The organism is Streptomyces sp. SID14436 (assembly GCF_010548465.1).
GTDB lineage: Bacteria > Actinomycetota > Actinomycetes > Streptomycetales > Streptomycetaceae > Streptomyces.
This window is the reverse complement of sequence record NZ_JAAGMD010000545.1, coordinates 1-939: the sequence shown is the minus strand read 5'-3', so window position 1 is coordinate 939 and position 939 is coordinate 1. Positions and strand designations below refer to the sequence as shown.

At 76.9% G+C, this 939-nt stretch carries 1 protein-coding gene; it reads right to left on the bottom strand.

Features of this window, described 5'->3' with window-relative positions; all coding sequences use genetic code 11:
• The coding region (locus tag G3I53_RS19165; RefSeq protein ID WP_164332883.1) for a maltotransferase domain-containing protein at positions 1–368 on the bottom strand (368 nt) is incomplete at its 3' end.
• Positions 369–939: the final 571 nt, after the last annotated feature.

Below are 939 nucleotides of genomic sequence, written 5' to 3'. Positions count from 1 at the left end.
CCCGGACGGCCCTCCGGGTCCTTGAGCACCACGTTGGCGGCCACCGCGTCGTGCCCCTCGCGGAACACGGTCGCCGAGACCTGGAACGTCTCACCGGTGACGGCCTTGGCCGGCCGCAGCCCGCACCGGACCTGCGGCCGCACGTCGAGGACCGGGATGCGCCCCACGGAGGTCGCGGGGCCCACGGCCGCCGCGTGACCGGCGGGGGTGTCCGCACCGGCGGCACTCGGGGACACCGGGCCGGGCGGCTGCTGGGCCGAGGGCGGGCCGGGATCCGCCGACCGGGCGGAGGGAGATGCGGGGGCCCGCCGCGCACGGGCGCCGGTGCCGGACGTCGGGGGCGATGACGAGTGGTGCTTGGCGGGCATGACCGCTCCTGTCCGCGTCAACGTGGGTGGGCGGATGACTGGGGGGAAGGCGGGTCCTGCGTGGTGCTCCTGAGGGAGTACCCGCAGGAGCCTTCCCACCCTATTCGGGTGGGCAATCCGGCACTTTGTTAACTACTCGCGCGTATGTCGACCTGGCGGAGTCGATTGTTTCGGTACGCCGCCGCCGGGCGGCCGGAACACCCCGTCCGGCAGTCGGAGGGCGGGCCCGCACGGGCCGCGCTGGCGAGGATCGGGGGCGCACCCGCCACGGGTCGGATGCCTGGGGCGGCCCGAGCTGTGGACCGGCCCCGACTCCGGATGGACGCCCCTCCGACCAGGTCCTTCCCCGTTTCGGCAGCAGCGGCCGAGGGGCGCGCGGAGGGGTCCGGGACTGCCGTGTCACCCCTGTGCGGGGACGCCGTCCGCGTCCTCCCGGCGGGTGGCGGGCTGTGACGCTCGCGAGGGACGGAGGAGGCGGCAGCGGCGCCCCGGGGCGCGCAGGGCGCCCGCCGGGCCGTGCGGGGAAAAGGCCGGTTTCTTGTGCTCCCGCCCGGCCCGGCCCGCGCCGGGC